Origin of the sequence: Segatella copri (assembly GCF_019249795.2) — a bacterium.
Taxonomy (GTDB): Bacteria; Bacteroidota; Bacteroidia; order Bacteroidales; family Bacteroidaceae; genus Prevotella; species Prevotella copri_B.
In genome coordinates, this window is sequence record NZ_CP156891.1 from 2,568,798 (window position 1) to 2,585,290 (window position 16,493).

General features: G+C 42.6%; 20 protein-coding genes. 18 read left to right on the forward strand and 2 right to left on the reverse strand.

All coding sequences use genetic code 11. The features are described 5' to 3' along the window. Nucleotides 1–26 precede the first annotated feature (26 nt). The 15 genes from rpsH (at nucleotide 27) to KUA48_RS10890 (ending at nucleotide 8,629) form a co-directional block, all read left to right on the forward strand. Nucleotides 27–422 carry a 30S ribosomal protein S8 gene (rpsH, locus tag KUA48_RS10820; RefSeq protein WP_006848822.1) on the forward strand — a complete coding sequence of 132 codons (396 nt, stop codon included), beginning with the start codon at nucleotides 27–29 and terminating at the stop codon, nucleotides 420–422. A 14-nt stretch (nucleotides 423–436) separates the two neighbouring features. Beyond that, nucleotides 437–1,009 (forward strand): 50S ribosomal protein L6, encoded by a 573-nt coding sequence (gene rplF, locus KUA48_RS10825; RefSeq protein ID WP_118152789.1) that lies wholly within the window; start codon nucleotides 437–439, stop codon nucleotides 1,007–1,009. Between the two features lie 18 nt (nucleotides 1,010–1,027). After that, entirely contained in the window at nucleotides 1,028–1,372 is a 345-nt protein-coding gene (gene rplR, locus KUA48_RS10830; protein ID WP_022122151.1) for a 50S ribosomal protein L18, read from the forward strand. 6 nt (nucleotides 1,373–1,378) lie between these two features. After that, the gene (gene rpsE, locus KUA48_RS10835; RefSeq protein WP_006848819.1) at nucleotides 1,379–1,891 is read left to right on the forward strand and encodes a 30S ribosomal protein S5; all 513 of its coding nucleotides are present in this window, start codon (nucleotides 1,379–1,381) and stop codon (nucleotides 1,889–1,891) included. A gap of 16 nt (nucleotides 1,892–1,907) precedes the next feature. Beyond that, nucleotides 1,908–2,084 (forward strand): 50S ribosomal protein L30, encoded by a 177-nt coding sequence (rpmD, locus tag KUA48_RS10840; protein ID WP_006848818.1) that lies wholly within the window; start codon nucleotides 1,908–1,910, stop codon nucleotides 2,082–2,084. A 26-nt stretch (nucleotides 2,085–2,110) separates the two neighbouring features. Beyond that, nucleotides 2,111–2,557 carry a 50S ribosomal protein L15 gene (gene rplO / locus KUA48_RS10845; protein ID WP_006848817.1) on the forward strand — a complete coding sequence of 149 codons (447 nt, stop codon included), beginning with the start codon at nucleotides 2,111–2,113 and terminating at the stop codon, nucleotides 2,555–2,557. A gap of 4 nt (nucleotides 2,558–2,561) precedes the next feature. Beyond that, a complete protein-coding gene (gene secY / locus KUA48_RS10850; protein WP_118152791.1) occupies nucleotides 2,562–3,899 on the forward strand; it encodes a preprotein translocase subunit SecY in 1,338 nt (445 codons plus the stop codon). 289 nt (nucleotides 3,900–4,188) lie between these two features. Then, nucleotides 4,189–4,407, forward strand: coding sequence for a translation initiation factor IF-1 (gene infA, locus KUA48_RS10855; protein WP_006848815.1), 219 nt, complete (start codon nucleotides 4,189–4,191; stop codon nucleotides 4,405–4,407). Nucleotides 4,408–4,424: 17 nt separating this feature from the next. Continuing rightward, the gene (rpmJ, locus tag KUA48_RS10860) at nucleotides 4,425–4,541 is read left to right on the forward strand and encodes a 50S ribosomal protein L36 (RefSeq protein ID WP_006848814.1); all 117 of its coding nucleotides are present in this window, start codon (nucleotides 4,425–4,427) and stop codon (nucleotides 4,539–4,541) included. 99 nt (nucleotides 4,542–4,640) lie between these two features. Next, nucleotides 4,641–5,021, forward strand: coding sequence for a 30S ribosomal protein S13 (rpsM, locus tag KUA48_RS10865; protein WP_006848813.1), 381 nt, complete (start codon nucleotides 4,641–4,643; stop codon nucleotides 5,019–5,021). Between the two features lie 21 nt (nucleotides 5,022–5,042). Beyond that, on the forward strand, nucleotides 5,043–5,432 hold the full coding sequence (gene rpsK, locus KUA48_RS10870) for a 30S ribosomal protein S11 (RefSeq protein WP_022122153.1): 390 nt from the start codon (nucleotides 5,043–5,045) through the stop codon (nucleotides 5,430–5,432). Between the two features lie 57 nt (nucleotides 5,433–5,489). Further along, nucleotides 5,490–6,095 carry a 30S ribosomal protein S4 gene (gene rpsD / locus KUA48_RS10875; RefSeq protein WP_006848811.1) on the forward strand — a complete coding sequence of 202 codons (606 nt, stop codon included), beginning with the start codon at nucleotides 5,490–5,492 and terminating at the stop codon, nucleotides 6,093–6,095. A gap of 12 nt (nucleotides 6,096–6,107) precedes the next feature. After that, complete coding sequence (locus tag KUA48_RS10880; RefSeq protein ID WP_118152793.1) at nucleotides 6,108–7,103, forward strand: DNA-directed RNA polymerase subunit alpha; 996 nt, start codon at nucleotides 6,108–6,110, stop codon at nucleotides 7,101–7,103. A gap of 31 nt (nucleotides 7,104–7,134) precedes the next feature. Next, nucleotides 7,135–7,629 (forward strand): 50S ribosomal protein L17, encoded by a 495-nt coding sequence (gene rplQ / locus KUA48_RS10885; protein WP_118254522.1) that lies wholly within the window; start codon nucleotides 7,135–7,137, stop codon nucleotides 7,627–7,629. Nucleotides 7,630–7,804: 175 nt separating this feature from the next. Beyond that, nucleotides 7,805–8,629, forward strand: coding sequence for a glycine zipper family protein (locus KUA48_RS10890; protein ID WP_218414916.1), 825 nt, complete (start codon nucleotides 7,805–7,807; stop codon nucleotides 8,627–8,629). A 79-nt stretch (nucleotides 8,630–8,708) separates the two neighbouring features. Here the strand turns inward: KUA48_RS10890 and KUA48_RS10895 are convergent, their stop codons facing one another. Continuing rightward, nucleotides 8,709–9,326 (reverse strand): septal ring lytic transglycosylase RlpA family protein, encoded by a 618-nt coding sequence (locus KUA48_RS10895; protein WP_153080035.1) that lies wholly within the window; start codon nucleotides 9,324–9,326, stop codon nucleotides 8,709–8,711. A 97-nt stretch (nucleotides 9,327–9,423) separates the two neighbouring features. Between KUA48_RS10895 and KUA48_RS10900 the strand changes: the two genes are divergently transcribed. From KUA48_RS10900 to KUA48_RS10910, 3 genes are all read left to right on the forward strand, one after another. Further along, a complete protein-coding gene (locus tag KUA48_RS10900; RefSeq protein ID WP_218432832.1) occupies nucleotides 9,424–12,465 on the forward strand; it encodes a PEP/pyruvate-binding domain-containing protein in 3,042 nt (1,013 codons plus the stop codon). 279 nt (nucleotides 12,466–12,744) lie between these two features. Then, nucleotides 12,745–13,971: a sugar MFS transporter gene (locus tag KUA48_RS10905; protein ID WP_118150912.1), complete on the forward strand. Its 1,227-nt coding sequence runs from the start codon at nucleotides 12,745–12,747 to the stop codon at nucleotides 13,969–13,971. Nucleotides 13,972–14,232: 261 nt separating this feature from the next. Then, the gene (locus KUA48_RS10910) at nucleotides 14,233–15,246 is read left to right on the forward strand and encodes a class II fructose-bisphosphate aldolase (RefSeq protein WP_218432829.1); all 1,014 of its coding nucleotides are present in this window, start codon (nucleotides 14,233–14,235) and stop codon (nucleotides 15,244–15,246) included. Between the two features lie 292 nt (nucleotides 15,247–15,538). On the opposite strand, the gene KUA48_RS10915 is transcribed toward KUA48_RS10910, so the two are convergent. Continuing rightward, entirely contained in the window at nucleotides 15,539–16,345 is an 807-nt protein-coding gene (locus KUA48_RS10915; RefSeq protein WP_218432827.1) for a DUF5106 domain-containing protein, read from the reverse strand. Nucleotides 16,346–16,493 lie beyond the last annotated feature (148 nt).

Genomic DNA, 16,493 nt, shown 5'->3' on the forward strand with positions numbered 1-16,493 from the left:
CCCGATTAATTAAACATTTATATTTTATGACAGATCCAATAGCAGATTATCTGACAAGACTCAGAAATGCAATCATGGCTCATCACCGTGTTGTAGAAGTTCCTGCGTCTAACTTGAAGAAAGAGATCACTAAGATCCTCTTCGAGAAAGGTTACATCCTCAATTACAAGTTTGTAGAGGATGGCCCTCAGGGCTCAATTAAGGTTGCCTTGAAGTACAACCCAACTACAAAGCAAAACGCTATCAAGTGTTTGAAGCGCGTGTCAACTCCAGGTTTGCGTAAGTATACCGGTTACAAGGACATGCCAAGAGTTATTAACGGATTAGGTATTGCAATCTTATCTACATCCAAAGGTGTAATGACAGACAAAGAAGCTTCTGATCTTAAGATCGGTGGTGAGGTTCTTTGCTATATTTATTAATTGGAGGCTTTTATATGTCTAGAATAGGAAAATTGCCAATTAGTATCCCTGCAGGTGTTACTGTAAATTATGATGAGGCTTCTCATGTTTGTACAGTAAAGGGCCCTAAGGGTGAACTTTCTCAGTGGATTGATCCATCTATCAAGTTTAATAATGCAGATGGTCAGATTAGCTTTGAAATCGATGAAAATAGTCCTGTAAATATTAAGCAGAAGCAGGCTTTCCACGGTTTGTATCGCTCTCTCGTTAACAACATGGTTGTTGGTGTAAGCGCTGGTTATACAAAGGTTTTGGAATTGGTAGGTGTTGGTTATCGTGTTTCTAACCAGGGTAATATCATTGAGTTTGCTTTGGGTTACACTCACCCTATTTTCATCCAGTTGCCTAAGGAGATTAAGGTTGAGACTAAGTCTGAAAGAAACCAGAACCCAATCTTGACATTGGAGTCTTGCGACAAGCAGTTGTTGGGACTCGTTTGTGCAAAAATTCGTTCTTTCCGCAAGCCTGAGCCTTATAAAGGTAAGGGTATTCTCTTTAAGGGTGAAGTTATTCGCAGAAAGTCTGGTAAGAGTGCTTCAGCTAAGTAATTTTAATTATTTACGATTATGACAACAAAGAAAGTAGAAAGACGAATTAAGATAAAGTTCCGCATTCGTAAGAGTGTGAACGGTACAGCTGAGCGTCCACGTCTTAGTGTATTCCGCTCTAACAAGCAGATTTACGCTCAGGTTATTAACGATTTGACAGGCACTACACTTGCATCAGCTTCTTCACTCGGTTTGGAGAAGATGCCTAAGCAGGAGCAGGCAACTAAGGTTGGCGAGCTCATTGCTGAGAAGGCTAAGGCTGCTGGCGTTGAGGCAGTAGTTTTCGACCGTAATGGTTACCTTTACCATGGTCGTGTAAAGCAGTTGGCTGAAGGTGCTCGTAATGGTGGTCTTAAATTTTAAACGATTATGGCAATGGATAAAGTAAAAGTAAATAACGAAGAAGTACTTAAGGATCGCTTGGTTGCTATCAACCGTGTAACTAAGGTTACAAAGGGTGGTCGTACTTTCACATTCGCTGCTATCGTCGTTGTAGGTGACGGTAATGGCGTAATCGGCTACGGTCTTGGTAAGGCAGGTGAGGTTACTGCTGCTATCGCAAAGGGTACTGAAGCTGCTAAGAAGAACTTGGTAAAGGTTCCTGTACTCAAGGGTACTGTTCCTCATGAGGTTGAAACTTCATTTGGTGGTGCTAAGGTTCTTATTAAGCCAGCTGCAGCCGGTACTGGTTTGAAGGCCGGTGGTGCTATGCGTGCAGTACTTGAGAGCGTAGGTATCAAGGATGTCATCGCTAAGTCTAAGGGTTCTTCAAATGCCCATAACCTTGTGAAGGCTACTATCGCTGCTCTTGCAGAGATGCGTGATGCTTATACTGTAGCAGGTGAGCGTGGTATCAGTATGGATAAAGTATTTAACGGTTAATTAGGAAAAATCGAATATGGCAACAATTAAAATCAAGCAGATTAAGAGTAAAATCGGTGCTCCAGTAGATCAGAAGCGTACTCTCGCTTGTCTTGGTCTCCACAAGATTTCTCAGGTTGTTGAGGTAGAGGATACTCCTAGCAACCGTGGTATGATCCGTAAGGTTCATCACCTCGTAAGTGTAGTTGATTAATTAATCTTTTTAAATTAGGAACGATTATGAAATTAAATAATTTGAAACCTGCTGCAGGTTCTACCCATTCACGTCGTCGTATTGGTCGTGGTCCAGGTTCTGGTCTCGGTGGTACTTCTACACGTGGTCATAAGGGTGCCAAGGCTCGTTCTGGTTATAAGAGAAAGATTGGTTTCGAAGGTGGTCAGATGCCATTGCAGCGTCGTGTTCCAAAGGCTGGTTTTAAGAATATCAACCATAAGGAGTACTTCGCAGTAAACCTTTCAACTCTTCAGGCTCTTGCTGAAGCAAAGAACCTTACTAAAATCGGTATTGAGGAACTTAAGGCTGCTGGCCTCACAAACGGCAAGGAACTTGTAAAGGTTCTCGGTAACGGTGAACTTAAAGCAAAATTGGAAGTTGAAGCTAATGCTTTCTCAAAGACTGCCGAAGAAGCAATCAAGGCAGTAGGTGGTAACGCAACTATAATCTAAGTAAATGAAAAAGTTTATTGAGACACTAAAGAACTGTTGGAAGATAGAGGATCTCCGTCAGAGACTCCTCATTACTCTTCTGTTTACGGCTATTTACCGTTTTGGCTCGTTTGTGGTACTTCCAGGTATCAATCCGGGCATGTTGGAAAAACTTCAGTCGCAGACCTCTGGCGGTCTTATGTCGCTATTGGACATGTTCTCTGGTGGTGCATTTTCCAATGCATCTATCTTTGCACTCGGAATTATGCCTTATATCTCAGCTTCAATCGTTATGCAGCTTCTTGCTATTGCTGTACCTTATTTCCAGAAGATGCAGCGCGAGGGCGAGAGCGGCCGCAAAAAAATACAATGGTATACTAGAGTCCTGACTGTGGCCATTTTGGTCTTTCAGGCTCCTAGTTACCTTTTGAATTTGAAAATGCAGGCTGCCAATGCTCTAGCCACAGGTATTAGTTGGACGGTATTCATGATACCGGCAACAATTATCTTGGCTGCAGGAAGTATGTTTATCCTTTGGTTAGGTGAGCGTATCACTGACAAGGGAGTAGGTAATGGTATCTCTCTTATTATTATGATTGGTATTATCGCCCGTTTGCCACAGGCTTTCGTTCAGGAGGTAACTTCTCGTTTGCAGGCAATTTCTGGTGGTGGTCTTATTATGTTTATTGTAGAGATTCTTATCCTTTATGCTGTAGTTTGTGCTTCAATACTTTTGGTACAAGGTACACGTAAGATTCCTGTTCAGTATGCTAAACGCTTGGTTGGAAATAAGCAATATGGTGGTGCACGTCAGTACATTCCTTTGAAGCTTTTTGCAGCTAACGTAATGCCTATCATCTTTGCACAGGCTTTAATGTTTATTCCATTGGCGATAGTTCGCTATCAGTCTGAAAATGCTAGCAGTGTTGTTCAGCAGTTGATGGATAATCGTAGCTTACTATATAATGTTGTTTATGTAATCTTGGTTATTGCATTTACTTATTTCTATACAGCTATTACATTGAATCCTACTCAGATGGCTGAGGATATGAAACGTAACAATGGTTTCATTCCTGGCGTAAAACCAGGAAAGGATACAGCTGAGTACATTGATACCGTAATGTCTCGTATTACTTTACCAGGTTCGTTATTTATTGCGTTTATTGCAATCATGCCTGCATTAGCAGGACTTCTCGATGTACAGCAAGCTTTCTCTCAATTCTTTGGAGGTACATCTCTATTGATTTTGGTTGGTGTTGTCATTGACACATTACAACAAGTCGAGAGTCATTTGCTTATGCGCCACTATGATGGTCTTTTGAATTCAGGCCATACGCGTCAGGGTGGTGTTGCTGCATATTAATCTTTTTCTTTTGAAATGAGAAATTTCTGAAGACAGAAGATGAAATTATTCAGAGTGCAGTTTTACTTCATCTTAAAGTAAAGCTGACTTGAATTTACTATATTATGTGAGACGACTCTCCATTTGGATAGGTAAATCCTCATCCACTTGGAGAGCCTTTTCCCGCTAATATGTCATCTAATTATGATTTTATCTGATAGTGATGGCACAAAGTTGCTCGAAAAGATAAAGCACAATTTTATCTTCATTCGTAGAAGTTTAACATTTAAGAAGGACAAATATTTATATTATGGCAAAACAAGCCGCTATTGAGCAAGATGGAACAATTGTAGAAGCATTGTCAAATGCGATGTTCCGAGTAGAATTAGAGAATGGAGTTGACATCACAGCTCATATCTCTGGTAAGATGAGAATGCATTACATCAAGATTTTACCTGGTGATAAGGTAAAGGTGGAGATGAGTCCATATGACCTTACCAAAGGTAGAATTGTTTTTAGATACAAATAATAATCATATATAAGGTTATGAAGACAAGAGCATCATTAAAGAAGCGTTCAGCTGACTGTAAGATCGTTCGTCGTAAAGGTCGTCTGTTCGTCATCAACAAGAAGAACCCTAAGATGAAATTACGTCAGGGTTAATGTTAAAGTATTGTAAAAGTTCCGTTATTTCAAAAAATAGTTGTACTTTTGCAACGCTTTAAACGAAAGGTATTAATTTTTTAATTATTTATTTAAACAATGGCAATAAGAATTGTTGGAGTAGATTTGCCCCAGAATAAGCGTGGCGAAATCGCATTGACCTATATCTATGGTATTGGTCGAAGTAGTTCAGCAAAGATATTGGATAAGGCCGGTGTAAACCGTGACCTGAAGGTTAGCGAGTGGTCTGATGACCAGGCAGCTAAGATCCGTGAAATTATCGGCGCTGAGTTCAAAGTTGAAGGTGATCTCCGTTCTGAGATCCAGATGAACATTAAGCGACTGATGGATATTGGTTGCTATCGTGGAGTTAGACATCGTAATGGTCTTCCAGTTCGCGGTCAGAGCACAAAGAATAATGCTCGTACACGTAAGGGTAAGAAGAAGACTGTTGCTAATAAGAAGAAGGCTACTAAGTAATTCTGAAGGAGGAAATTAATTATGGCAAAGCAAAAAGCAACATCTAAGAAGAGAAATGTACGCGTTGACGCTATCGGTCAGCTTCACGTTCATAGCTCATTCAATAACATTATTGTATCTCTTGCTAATAATGAGGGTCAGATCATTTCTTGGTCTTCTGCTGGTAAGATGGGTTTCCGTGGTTCTAAGAAGAATACTCCTTATGCTGCTCAGATGGCTGCAGAGGATTGTGCAAAGGTCGCTTTTGATCTTGGTCTTCGTAAGGTTAAGGCTTATGTTAAGGGTCCAGGTAATGGTCGTGAGTCTGCTATCCGTGCTATTCACGGTGCAGGTATCGAGGTTACTGAAATCGTTGACGTAACTCCATTACCACACAATGGTTGCCGTCCTCCAAAGCGTCGTCGTGTATAACGCTTGAGGTTAGCATTATTAATTAAGATACAAACAATATAGCATTTATATAATATTATGGCTAGATATATAGGTCCGAAATCTAAAATTGCGCGTCGTTTTGGTGAGCCAATCTTCGGCGCTGACAAAGTTTTGTCCAAGAGAAACTTCCCTCCTGGACAGCATGGCAACAACCGTCGTCGTAAGATGTCTGAGTACGGTGTCATGTTGGCAGAGAAGCAGAAAGCTAAGTACACTTATGGTGTATTAGAGCGTCAGTTCCGTAATATGTTTGATAAGGCTGCTAAGGCTGATGGTATTACTGGTGAGGTTCTTCTTCAGAATCTCGAGTGCCGTCTTGATAACGTTGTATTCCGTCTTGGTATCGCTCCAACACGTGCTGCTGCGCGTCAGTTGGTTGGTCACAAGCACATCGTTGTTGATGGTAAGGTAGTTAATATCCCTTCATTCGCAGTTAAGCCTGGTATGGTTGTTGGTGTTCGTGAGAAGTCTAAGTCTCTCGAGGTTATCGAAGCAGCTCTTGCAGGTTTCAATCATAGCAAGTACCCATGGATTGAGTGGGACGATAATTCAAAGAGCGGTAAGTTCTTACACAAGCCAGAGCGTGCCGACATCCCAGAGAATATTAAGGAGCAGTTAATCGTTGAGTTGTACTCTAAATAAATCATTACATTAATGGCGATATTAGCATTTCAAAAACCTGATAAAGTAGTAATGTTAGAGGCTGATAACCAGTTCGGAAAGTTTGAATTCCGTCCTTTGGAGCCTGGCTTCGGTGTTACCATTGGTAACGCCTTGCGCCGCATTCTCCTTTCATCATTGGAGGGTTATGCTGTTAACACTATCCGCATTGCGGGTGTTGAGCATGAGTTCTCTTCAGTTCCTGGTGTAAAGGAAGATGTTACTAACATTATCTTGAATCTCAAACAAGTTCGATTCAAGCAAGTAGTAGAAGAATTCGAGAATGAGAAAGTTAGTATCACCGTTGAGAATTCTACAGAATTCAAAGCAGGTGATATCGGTAAGTATCTGACTGGATTTGAAGTGTTAAACCCTGATTTGGTGATTTGTCATTTAGATGCCAAAGCTTCGATGCAGATCGATTTGACTATTAATAAGGGACGCGGTTATGTTCCTGCTGATGAGAATCGTCAATTCTGCACTGACGTTAACGTTCTCCCAATCGATTCCATCTACACCCCTATTCGTAACGTAAAGTACGCTGTTGAACCATATCGTGTTGAGCAAAAGACCGACTATGATAAGCTCGTACTTGAAGTTACAACTGATGGTTCCATTAGTCCAAAGGATGCACTGAAAGAGGCTGCGAAGATTCTTATTTATCACTTCATGCTCTTCTCTGATGAGAAGATTACTCTTGAGACACAGGATCAGGAGAGTAATCAGGAGTTTGATGAAGAGGTTCTTCATATGCGTCAGTTGCTTAAAACTCGTCTCGTAGACATGAATCTTAGTGTTCGTGCCCTCAACTGCTTGAAGGCAGCTGATGTTGAGACTCTTGGTGATTTGGTTCAGTTTAACAAGACTGACCTCTTGAAGTTCCGCAACTTTGGTAAGAAATCGCTCTCAGAGCTTGATGATTTGCTCGAGAGTCTGAATCTGTCTTTTGGAACTGATATTTCAAAGTATAAATTAGACAAGGAATCTTAAAGGTTCGTAGTCCAAAAAGCAAAAACAAGAAATGAGACATAATAAGAAATTCAACCATTTAGGTCGTACTGCTTCTCATCGTAACGCGATGTTGGCTAACATGGCTTCATCACTTATCTTGAGCGAGCACAAAAGAATCACTACGACCCTCGCAAAGGCAAAGGCTCTTAAGAAGTATGTTGAGCCATTGATTACTCGTTCTAAGAACGATACAACAACTTCACGTCGTGTAGTTTTCCGTTATCTTCAGAATAAGTATGCTGTTAAGGCTCTCTTCGGTGAGGTAGCTGAGAAGGTAGCTAACCGTCCAGGTGGTTACACTCGCGTAATCAAGTTGGGTACCCGTCAGGGTGATGCAGCTGAGATTGCTTTCATCGAGCTCGTTGACTTTGATGAGAATATGGCTAAGACTCAGAAGGCTACTGCTAAGAAGACTCGTCGTAGTCGTAAGGCAACAAAGGCTGAAGAGGCTCCTGTAGCTGAGACTGAGGCTCCTGCAACTGAGGAGGCTCCAAAGGCTGAATAATTTTCAACCATCTCAGATAAATTTAGCGTCCTTGTTTTGACAAGGGCGCTTTTTTTGTCTCTAATCAAAACTATTTGCTTTTTGAGGGTTTTTCCTTATCATTATTAGGGCTTTTTTTGTTTTTATTCTTTTAGTTCTTTGTATCTTTGCAGCAGAAATTTAAAGCTTAATGAAGATGAAAAAGATTATGTTTTTTGTAGCTTGCTCTTCTTTGCTGTTGAGTAGCTGCGATACTTATACTGGAAGTGGTGCTTATGCTGGTGCCACATTTGGTTCTATTCTTGGTTCTGCTATCGGTGGCTTGTCTGGTGGTCCTAGAGGTTCAGATATGGGTACTATTATCGGCATGGCTGGCGGTGCTGCAGTTGGAGCGGCCATTGGTAGTCAGGCTGACCAGAAATCCCAGCAGCAAAGAGAATCTGTTTATCGAGATAGATCACACCGTGTTCATCATTCTTATCAGGATGGAGTTTACCAGCAATCTTCACCTGTTTATTCCAATGACGAAATCTTTGATTCTACTAATTCTGGTGATGATAGGATTTATGATTTCAATGATAGGGATTATACCGGAAGTTACAGTGCTCAGCAGCCTGTTGCCACTATTCCTAGTTCTACACTGGAAGAACTTGGTCAGAATTATGCTTATTCATCATCTTTGAAAATAATGAATGCTCGTTTTGTTGATTCAAATGAGGACAATTATTTGAATCGGAATGAAACAGCTAAGGTTATTTTTGAAATTCGAAATAACGGAGCTCACACGTTGTATGATGTAGTTCCTACCGTTATTGAGACTACCGGCAATAAGCATATTTTCATATCTCCAAGTGTTCATGTAGAAAGTATTGCTCCTGGCCATGTGATTCGCTATACAGCAATGGTCAAGGCTGATAACCGTTTGAAGAATGGTACTGCTTGTTTCTGTGTTTCAGTGATACAAGGCGGTAAGACGATTTCCAAGGTTAATCAGTTTGATATTCCGACAAAATCCAGATAAGATTCCGGTAAGATCATGAATTTGTATGATAGTATCTTATTTTAGGATTCCGTTATAAATAAAAAAGTAAAGGCGAGAATCAATGATGATTCTCGCCTTTACTTTTTGCTTTATCTGTATTATGCTTTTTTAGTTCAGCCTTTGTCACCTCTTTGCTTTTATGGTGTTCTGTTTTATTTATTACCTTTGAAGTAATTTTATTTGTTTCTTTTTTACTGCTGTGATGATTTTCCTTATTCCTGTCAGTAGTTCCCCACTTGTTTGGAAATTCATATTCCGTTTCAGCCACTTCGAAATCAACTTTAGGCAATTTTGTGTCCTCTGGCTTGTAAGGAATCGGTTTTTCCACCCTTTCAACTTTTACAGAAGCTACGCCTTGTGCAATCATACCAATTTCTTTTGCAGCCTTCCATGATAGGTCGATGATTCTACCTCTTCCAAACGGCCCTCTGTCGATGACTTTTACGATAGTACTCTTGCCATTGCTAAGGTTTGTAACCTTGAGGTGCGTTCCGAAGGGATAAAACCGATGTGCGCATGTTAAACTGTCATGATGTATTCTCTGGCCGCTTGCAGAACGGGCACCTGTTGCTCTTTTAGAGTAATATGATGCCTTGCCGTGCTGGTGCTTTTGTCCGTAGCATGGAACCAGGCTGAATATAGCCAAGATGGCTGTGATGAAAGATTTTGTAACCATATCTTCATATTTTATGGCACAAATATAAAAAAAAATGTTGAAAGATGCAAGTAAATCTCAGAAAATCAGTATCTTTGCACAAACTTTAACTTCATTTATGGAAAATAATATACCTCAGGAGTGGAATAAATTCTACTTGAAAGACGTATCGTTTGTGAATCTGATGATGCGCCGTATCTACAATGTACTGATTGTAGCCAATCCTTACGATGCGTTCATGCTTGAAGATGATGGACGTATCGAAGAGAAGATATATAATGAATATATGGAGCTGGGGCTCCGCTATCCGCCAACCTTTACTCAGGTTTCTACTACCGAAGAGGCTGCTGCTGTGCTGCGTTCTACCGTCATTGATCTGGTGATTTGCATGCCTGGCAATGCTGATAATGATGCCTTCGACGTAGCGCGCGACATCAAGGGTAAGTTTCCCAATATCCATTGTGTTGTTCTTACGCCTTTCTCTCATGGCATTACCAAGCGTATGCAGAATGAAGACTTGAGTATCTTCGATTATGTCTTCTGCTGGCTTGGCAACACCAATCTTATTCTTTCTATCATCAAGCTGATAGAGGATAAGATGAATCTTGAACATGACATACAGGAAGCAGGCGTGCAGATGATTCTGCTGGTAGAAGATTCTATCCGTTTCTATAGTTCTATATTGCCTAATCTCTATAATTACATATTGGAGCAGAGCAAGAACTTTTCTCAGGAGGCTCTGAACCGGCATGCGGCTACCATGCGTATGCGTGGCCGTCCTAAGGTGGTCTTGGCTCGTACTTACGAGGAAGCCCAGAAACTGTATGATAAGTATTCTGATAACACGTTGGGTGTAATCAGCGATGCACGTTTCCCGTTAAAGAGTGCTGCCAAAGCTTTTGGTAATGAAGTGATGCCTGAAGAGAAGCCTAAGCATCGTACGGATACTTTCGGTCGCGAGAAATGTCCAGATGCAGGTTTGCAACTTTTCCGTTATATCAGGAAGAATGATCCTTTCGTTCCGCTCATCATAGAAAGTTCTGAAAGTGAGAACCGTGCGAAGGCAGAGGCAGAAGGTTTCCGCTTTGTTGACAAGAACTCGAAGAAGATGAGCGTAGATCTTCGCCGTCTGATGGAAGAGCACATGGGCTTTGGCGATTTCATATTCCGTGATCCTAAGACTCATGAGGAGATTATGCGCATTCATAGTTTGAAGGAATTGCAGGATAACATCTTCAATATTCCTAACGATTCCATGCTCTATCATATCAGCCGCAACCATATGAGCCGTTGGCTTTGTGCTCGTGCCATCTTCCCTGTATCAGCTTTCCTGAAGCATGTTACCTGGGAAAAATTACAGGATGTAGATGCTCACCGACAGATTATCTTCGATGCCATCGTGCAGTATCGTCACATGAAAAACATCGGTGTAGTGGCTGTTTTCGACCGCATGAAGTTTGACAAGTATGCCCACTTTGCCCGTATCGGAGAAGGCTCCCTGGGCGGAAAGGGTAGAGGTCTTGCATTCCTGGATAATGTCATCAAGCGTCACCCTGAGTTCAATCAGTTTGAGAATGCCACCGTGCAGATTCCGAAGACCGTTGTGCTCTGTACCGATATCTTTGATGAATTTATGATGAGCAACAATCTCTATCCGATAGCTTTGAGTGATGCTAGCGACGATGAGATTCTGAAGCACTTCCTGCATGCCCAGCTGCCCGATTCGCTGATAGCCGACTTCTTCACCTTCTTTGAGGCAACCAGGAGTCCTATCGCAATCCGTTCAAGTTCGCTGCTCGAAGATGCCCACTATCAGCCGTTTGCCGGTATCTATTCTACCTATATGATTCCGTATCTAGAAGATAAGTATCAGATGCTGCAGATGCTGGCCTGTGCCATCAAGGGTGTCTATGCTTCTGTGTTCTATCGCGACTCGAAGGCTTACATGACCGCAACGAGCAATGTCATCGATCAGGAAAAGATGGCTGTTATCTTGCAGCAGGTTGTGGGCAAAGACTATGGTACAAGGTTTTATCCTACCATGAGCGGTGTGCTCCGTTCGCTCAATTATTATCCGATAGGTGATGAAGAGGCTGAAGAGGGTATAGCCAGTCTGGCCTTGGGCTTGGGTAAATATATCGTAGATGGAGGTCAGACCCTTCGTGTTTGTCCTTACCATCCGAATCAGGTGCTCCAGACATCGGAAACCGAGCTGGCTCTGCGCGACACCCAGACCCAGTTCTATGCGCTGGATATGAAGCATGTGGGCAATGATTTCAAGGTAGATGATGGCTTTAATATTCTTAAACTCCGAGTGAAGGATGCCGTAGAAGACCAGAGCCTTACCTATATCGCATCTACTTTCGATCCATACGATCAGGTCATCAATGATGGAGTCTATGAGAATGGCCGCAAACTGATAACTTTCTCAAGTGTGCTCCAGCATGGAGTGGTGCCTTTGCCAGAGATACTGCAGATGTCGATGAAGTATGGAGCAGGGGCTATGCGCAGACCTGTGGAGATAGAGTTTGCCTGCAATATCAATAATGACAGGACTTGCGAATTCTATCTTCTTCAGATTCGTCCTATCGTTGATGCCAAGGAGATGCTTGATGAAGATGTGAAGGCTATCCCTGATTCCGACTGCCTGTTGCGTTCGCACAATTCGCTGGGTCATGGCATCAGCGAAGATGTGGTTGATGTGGTTTATGTGAAGTATGATGACCGCTTCTCTGCGATGAATAATTTTTATGTAGCCGATGATATAGAACGAATCAACCGCAAGTTCCTTGCTGACGGCAAGAACTATGTGCTGATAGGTCCTGGCCGTTGGGGCTCCAGCGACCATTATTTAGGTGTACCTGTAAAATGGCCGCATATCAGCGCTGCCCGGGTTATCGTAGAGGTGGCTCTGAAGAATTACAATATCGATCCTAGTCAGGGTACTCACTTCTTCCAGAACCTCACCTCTTTTGGCGTGGGATACTTTACGGTAGATACAAATACAGGTGAAGGCGGCTTTGTAAATAAGGAAATCCTGGATGCAATGCCGGCTGTAGAGGAGACGCAATATGTCCGTCATATACGCTTTGAGCACCCGATGAGAATTCTGATGGATGGTAAGAAGCAGGAGGGAGCCGTCTTGATTCCGAAGGAATGACGGGAAGAGTTGTCTCTGAATAGCCATCAGAAACGTTCTATTTCTAGTTAAAGATGTATTTACTATCAGATAAAATCTTCGTTCATCGACGTTGAATGTCCGTTCAGCGACGTTGAACCGCCGTTCAAAGACGTTGAACCGCCGTTCAGCGTCGATGAACGGAGATTTCATCTGGCTGTAAAGACAATTATATTTGATATAAACAACAAATAATCCTGGGAAAGTTTGGAATTTCCATCGAAAAGCCTTACCTTTGTTCCCAGCTAAAATGAATGCCTTATGAATATGTTAACAGAACAACAGACAGATACAAATCAGACAACCGACAGGAGATATCTTGTCCCATTTATTCTCATTACGTCGCTCTTCTTTTTGTGGGGCTTCGCTCGTGCCATTCTGGATGTGCTCAACAAGCACTTCCAGAATGCTCTGCACATCAGTATTACTCATTCCGCCCTTATTCAGGTTACCACCTATCTGGGTTATTTCCTGATGGCAATACCTGCTGGCTTTTTTATCAACCGGTATGGTTATCGCCGTGGAGTAGTCTTCGGTCTGCTCCTCTTTGGTGTGGGCGCCTTGCTCTTTATCCCGGGTGCTACGGTGGGCAGTTTCTCAGCATTCCTGCTCTGCCTTTTCATTATCGGGTGCGGTTTGGTGTTTCTGGAAACAGCCGCCAATCCCTATGTTACCGAACTGGGTGCCAAGGAAACAGCTACCAGCCGACTGAACTTATCGCAGTCGTTTAATGGATTGGGTGGTATTTTTGCCACACTTTGCATCGGCCAGTTCCTCTTCAACCAGACCGAAGAGGGCGGCAATGTGGTGGTGCCTTATACCATTCTGGGTATTCTGGTGCTGGTGATAGCTCTGGTTTTCTCACGTGTAGATTTACCGGAAATCAGTCATGTGGCAACAGCAGAAGATGAGGCAGCCGGTTCTAATATCAGCAAACTCTTTTCCCATCACAAGATGTTCGTGTTTGGACTTCTGGCTTTGCTGAGCTATGAAGTGGCAGAGATTTCAATCAATTCCTACTTCATCAATTTCGTTACGGGCATGAAATGGATGGACGACCGCACGGCTTCCGTAGCCCTGACTTGTGCGCTGGCATTCTTTATGGTAGGCAGATTCCTCGGTTCCTGGATTATGCGCCGAATCAAGGCAACAACGATGTTGCTGATCTGCGCTGTGGGGTGTGTTGTCTGTATACTTTTAGTCCTGTCAAATCTGGGTAAGCTATCGCTGGTAGCCCTGCTTTGCAACTATATGTTCGAGGCCATCATGTTCCCTACCATCTTCAGTATCGCCCTCACGGGTTTGGGCAACCTTACCAAGACAGCCTCTTCGCTTCTGATGATGACGCCAATCGGAGGTTGCGGTTTCCTGTTGATGGGACTCATCGCCGACCGTACTCATTTCACACTTCCTTTCCTGGTACCGCTCATAGGATTTGTCATCGTTCTGGCTTATGCGGCTCGTGAATATAAACTTGCCAAGAAGTAACTGGCGGTTGGACAGAAAGATGTAAATATAAAGATGTTAAATTGCTAACTGCGTTTAGCAAAAGCTTTGTGTTTTGTAGGGTATTGGTGCGGAATTAACTTTTTTAACTCGATTGCAACACGAAAAATCGAATTATCATTTTGTTGTCTCAAAAGAAAAAGGTAAATTTGCACTCGGTAAGGAAAGAGCCTCATAAGTTCTACACCTTATTATATATAAGAAAAAAAGAATGTTTCATTAAACAATAAATTAAGTAAAATTATGGCAGTAGATTACAAGAAAATCGGTCTTGTGAACACTAAGGACATGTTCGCAAGAGCTATCAAGGGCGGTTGGGCCGTTCCTGCTTTCAACTTCAATAACTTGGAGCAGCTCCAGGCTATCATCCAGGCTTCTTCAAACTTGAAGTCACCAGTTATCCTTCAGGTATCTAAGGGTGCTCGTAAGTATGCTAACCCTACATTGCTCCGCTACATGGCAGAGGGTGCTGTAGAGTATGCAAAGGAGTTGGGTTGCAACCATCCTGAGATCGTTCTTCACCTCGATCACGGTGATAGCTTCGAGACATGTAAAGACTGTGTAGATTTCGGTTTCTCTTCTGTAATGATCGATGGTTCTGCACTTCTATACGAGGAGAACATTGCATTGACAAAGAAGGTTGTTGATTACGCTCATCAGTTCGGTGTAACTGTAGAGGGTGAGCTCGGTGTCCTCGCTGGTGTTGAGGATGACGTAGTAGCTGAGGAGTCTCACTATACAAAGCCTGAGGAGGTTGTAGATTTCGCTACACGTACAGGTGTTGATTCATTGGCTATCTCTATCGGTACTTCTCACGGTGCTTACAAGTTCAAGCCAGAGCAGTGCACACGTGACCCTAAGACTGGTCACCTCGTTCCTCCTCCATTGGCATTCGACGTATTGGCAGCAGTTGAGGAGCAGCTTCCTGGTTTCCCTATCGTTCTCCACGGTTCTTCTTCAGTTCCTCAGGAGTATGTTGAAATCATCAACAAGTTCGGTGGTAAGTTGCCAGATGCAGTTGGTATCCCAGAGGAGCAGTTGACTAAGGCTTCTGAGAGCGCTGTTTGCAAGATCAACATCGACTCTGACTCTCGTCTTGCTTTCACAGCAGGTGTTCGTGAGACATTGGCTCTTCACCCAGAGTACTTCGACCCACGTCAGTACTGCGGTAAGGCTCGTGAGTACATGGTTGACCTCTATAGCCACAAGATCAAGGATGTTCTTCATTCTGACAACAAGTTGGCTAACCTCGACTAATCTTCGAGATTTTACAACACAAGATATGAGCGGGAATCCGAAAGGGTTCCCGCTTTTGTTTTATCCCCTTTTTTCTCGCAATCATACAATCTGTCAGCATGTAATGCATATTGTGCACGATAACAAGAAAATCTTTACATTATTTAACCATGAAAACTTGCATTCTATTGGCTTTTTCCCTATATTTGCAATATCTAAACGAAAGAAAGAACATATAAGAGGGGTACAAGCCCTATAGTAAATGATATGTTTATTCAATAACAGATGTCGCTTCTTTCGACCAGTCTAGTTTTTACTTTCTGTTTTCATTTCCCCGTAACGTTTCCATGAGCTGTTCCGGTGTACAGTCTTTTAATATCACCTTATTCTCTTTATCCAAAAGGTAAATGGTTGGCATGGCTTTGAGCCCGTAAATCGTGCTCAATCGGTTATCCGCTACGATGCGGAGCAGGCTGATGCCGGCTGGTATTGTCTGTTTGTCGAGCCATGCAGATATCTTGTGGCAGTTCTCGCAGTCAGGATCGTAGAAATATAAGATAACCTTTTTTGCCCGGTAATCGCTCAACTGGTGCGTCTTACCGTCTTCCAGCATAAAACTGATGTTGGTAGCCTGTGTGCCAGGCAAATTCTTTCTTGCCTGTTTCAGTTTAAAACCGATTCTTTCTTTCTCGGTTTCATCGAAGTAAGGCGATTTCGCCATGTCTTCCAGAAACAGGGCATATATCCTGTCGTTGCGCATGGGCGACTCAGGGTTCTCATAATAATGCTCGATGAGGCTTTCAAACTTCTCTTTGGATGGCTTCTGCTGGTAAGCTTTGGCTGTAAAGGCTGCAATACCCTTCTGGGCTATTTCCTGGTCGAAACGTGCCAGAATGTCGATGAAGTTGACAAAGCCCTGTTCTGCCATCTCCTTGTTTGCCAGTTCCAGGGTGTCTGCGAAGTTGAAGTTGTCCCAATAGTGCTCACTCAGGTATGCAGCACGTTGCTCTACGCTGCGCAGACTGTCTGGCAGAGCAGGGTAAGGGAAACTGTTCTGAGCCTTGGTTGGGGCTAAGGCTCCAACCAGCATGAAGAAACTGAGGAATATGAATCTTGCCATCATCTTTATATTGGAATTAATGATATTACTAATGGGTGCAAAATTACAAAATAAAATTGTAAGTGGCAAGGTTTTTAATATAAAAAAGCCGCGAAACTGTAATATTAGAATGAATATTAGAAATGACCAAATTTTTAAGCACTGAAAA